This window comes from Pseudomonas sp. BGI-2 (assembly GCF_004310295.1).
Taxonomy (GTDB): domain Bacteria; phylum Pseudomonadota; class Gammaproteobacteria; order Pseudomonadales; family Pseudomonadaceae; genus Aquipseudomonas.
This window is the reverse complement of the sequence record NZ_SISB01000087.1, coordinates 1-3,050: the sequence shown is the minus strand read 5'-3', so window position 1 is coordinate 3,050 and position 3,050 is coordinate 1. Positions and strand designations below refer to the sequence as shown.

4 protein-coding genes are annotated in these 3,050 nt (G+C 59.5%); all 4 read right to left on the bottom strand.

Features of this window, described 5'->3' with window-relative positions:
• The coding region (gene rfbD / locus EYC95_RS29930; RefSeq protein WP_131063526.1) for a dTDP-4-dehydrorhamnose reductase at window positions 1-731 on the bottom strand (731 nt) is incomplete at its 3' end.
• Entirely contained in the window at window positions 728-1,273 is a 546-nt protein-coding gene (rfbC, locus tag EYC95_RS29925) for a dTDP-4-dehydrorhamnose 3,5-epimerase (RefSeq protein ID WP_131063525.1), read from the bottom strand. The genes rfbD and rfbC, both read right to left, overlap by 4 nt.
• Complete coding sequence (gene rfbA, locus EYC95_RS29920) at window positions 1,270-2,145, bottom strand: glucose-1-phosphate thymidylyltransferase RfbA (protein WP_131063524.1); 876 nt, start codon at window positions 2,143-2,145, stop codon at window positions 1,270-1,272. The genes rfbC and rfbA overlap by 4 nt, the downstream gene beginning before the upstream one ends.
• Window positions 2,142-3,050 (bottom strand): dTDP-glucose 4,6-dehydratase (gene rfbB / locus EYC95_RS29915; protein ID WP_131063523.1); only part of this gene is annotated, 909 nt, incomplete at its 5' end. The genes rfbA and rfbB, both read right to left, overlap by 4 nt.

Genomic DNA, 3,050 nt, shown 5'->3' with positions numbered 1-3,050 from the left:
ATCGGCAGCAGGTTTGCGCAAGGCTTGCCCTGTTCCCGCAGCGCTTCGCCGATGGCCTGGGCGAAACCGAACCAGGAGGTTTCGCCCTGAGCGGTCAGGTGATAAGTGCCCCAGGCACCGGCCTGTCCCGCTTTCCAGCGTTCGATCAGTGCCAGGGTGCTGCCAGCGATCGTACCGGCCCAGGTTGGCGCGCCAATCTGGTCTGCGACAATGCGCATCTCCGGTTTTTCTTGCAGCAGGCGTTGCATGGTCAGCAGGAAATTACGGCCGTGGGTCGAGTAGACCCAACTGGTGCGCAGGATCAGATGCTGGCCTTGTACCTCGGTAATCGCTTGCTCGCCGGCCAGTTTGCTTTTGCCGTAAACGCCAAGCGGGTTCGGCGCGTCGGCTTCGTTGTACGGCTCGTTCTTGCTGCCGTCGAACACGTAATCGGTGGAGTAGTGAATCAGCGGGATACCCAGCGCCAACGCTTCTTCGGCCAAAACGCCCGGGCCGGTCGCGTTGATGGCAAACGCCAGCTCCGGCTCGCTTTCAGCTTGATCGACCGCTGTGTGAGCCGCCGCGTTGATGATCAGGTCCGGGCGAACTCGTTGCACTTGCTGGCGAATCTGCTGCGGTTGAGCCAGATCGAGTTGATCGCGCCCCAATACCACCAACTCGCCAAGGGAGGCCAAGCGGCGCTGCAATTCACGCGAAACCTGACCGTTCTGACCGCTGATAAGAATTCTCATGGAAACAGATCAGCCTCTTTAAGGCGTTTGCCGTTTTGATCCTTGGCCGACAGCTGGGGCGCTTCATCCAGTTGCCAGTCGATGGCGAGCGTCGGATCGTCCCAGCGAATGCAACGCTCGGCGGACGGCGCGTAATAGTCGGTGGTCTTGTAGAGAAACTCGGCGAAATCGCTTAGCACCACGAATCCATGGGCAAACCCTTCCGGCACCCAAAGTTGACGACGGTTTTCCGCGGACAGGCGCACCGCTTCCCACTGACCGAAATTCGGCGAGCTGCGACGGATGTCCACCGCGACGTCGAGCACTTCACCGACGGTCACCCGCACCAGTTTCCCTTGGGTATTTTCCAGCTGATAGTGCAGGCCCCGCAGCACGCCTTTCTGCGAGCGGGAGTGGTTGTCCTGAACGAATTGCGTGTCCAGGCCTGTCGCTTCTTCAAACGCCTTGGCATTGAAGCTTTCGTAGAAAAAACCGCGCTCGTCACCGAACACCTTGGGCTCGATGATCAGCACGCCGGGCAGAGCGGTTTCAATCACATTCATTGTTCTTCCCCGGCCAGCTTAAACAGGTACTGACCATAACCGGTCTTGCCGAAATAGCTGGCGCGCTCCAGCAACAGCTCGCGGCTGATCCAGCCATTTTCGTAGGCAATTTCTTCGAGGCAGGCGACTTTCAGGCCTTGGCGATGCTCGATGGTCTGCACGTACTGCGAGGCTTCAAGCAAGCTGTCGTGGGTGCCGGTGTCGAGCCAGGCAAAACCGCGGCCGAAGCGCTCGACCTGCAGGTCACCGCGCTTGAGGTAAGCGTTGTTGACGTCGGTGATTTCCAGCTCGCCGCGCGGTGAGGGCTTCACGGCTTTGGCGATGTCGATCACATCGTTGTCGTAGAAATACAGGCCGGTCACGGCATAGCTGGATTTCGGTTGTTTCGGTTTCTCTTCGATCGACAAGGCACGGCCTTCGCTGTCGAAATCGATCACGCCAAAGCGCTCCGGATCCTTGACCCAATAGCCGAACACGGTGGCGCCGGAGGGGCGTTTTGCGGCGTTCTTCAACTGCTCGCCAAAGTGCTGACCATGGAAGATATTGTCGCCAAGGATCAGGCACACCGGGTCATCACCAATAAACTCTTCGCCAATCAGAAAGGCCTGGGCCAAACCGTCTGGCGACGGCTGTTCGGCGTAGCTGAAGTTGACGCCGAACTGGCTGCCGTCACCCAGCAGGTTGCGGTACTGCGGCAGATCCTGAGGCGTGGAGATCAGCAAAATATCTTTGATGCCGGCCAGCATCAGGACCGAAATCGGGTAGTAGATCATCGGTTTGTCGTACACCGGCAACAGCTGTTTGGAGACGCCGAGGGTGATCGGGTGCAGGCGCGTGCCGGAGCCACCGGCCAAAACGATACCTTTCATCATGCGAGCAGCTCCTTGGTATTGATGGCGCCCAGGCGTTCGCCCTGATAGCTGCCGTCCTGAACACGGCGGCACCACTCAAGGTTGTCCAGGTACCACTGAACGGTTCTGCGCAGGCCGGTTTCGAACGTTTCTTCAGGCACCCAACCCAGTTCGCGCTCGATCTTGCTGGCGTCGATCGCGTAACGCAGGTCGTGGCCCGGACGGTCCTGGACGAAGGTAATGAGGTCAGCGAACTGCGCCACGCCTTCAGGCTTGTTCGGCGCCAGTTCTTCAAGCAGTGCGCAGATGCCACGCACCACGTCGATGTTCTTTTGCTCGTTGTGACCGCCAATGTTGTAGGTCTCGCCGACCACGCCTTCGGTGACCACTTTGAGCAGCGCCCGGGCGTGATCTTCGACAAACAGCCAGTCGCGCACTTGCAGGCCGTTACCGTAAACAGGCAGCGGCTTGCCGGCCAAGGCGTTGAGGATCACCAGCGGGATCAATTTTTCGGGGAAATGGAACGGCCCGTAATTGTTCGAGCAATTGGTCAGCAGCACCGGCAGGCCATAAGTACGCTGCCAGGCGCGGACCAGATGGTCGGACGCCGCTTTGCTCGCGGAATACGGTGAGCTCGGCGCGTAGGGCGTGGTTTCGGTAAACAGATCATCGACGCCGTGCAGGTCGCCATAGACCTCGTCGGTGGAGATGTGATGGAAGCGGAAAGCGCTTTTTTCCGGCTCGGCCAGCGTCTGCCAGTAAGCGCGAGTGGCCTCCAGCAGGCTGTAGGTGCCGACAATATTGGTCTGAATGAAATCCGACGGACCGTCGATGGAACGGTCGACGTGGGATTCCGCCGCCAGGTGCATGATCGCGTGAGGCTGAAAACGTGCCAGTACCGCGCTCACGGCTGCCTGGTCGACGAT

Coding starts and splice junctions, on each gene's coding strand:
- rfbC (WP_131063525.1), bottom strand. CDS start 1,273: ATGAATGTGATTGAAACCGCTCTGCCCGGCGTGCTGATCATCGAGCCC.
- rfbA (WP_131063524.1), bottom strand. CDS start 2,145: ATGATGAAAGGTATCGTTTTGGCCGGTGGCTCCGGCACGCGCCTGCAC.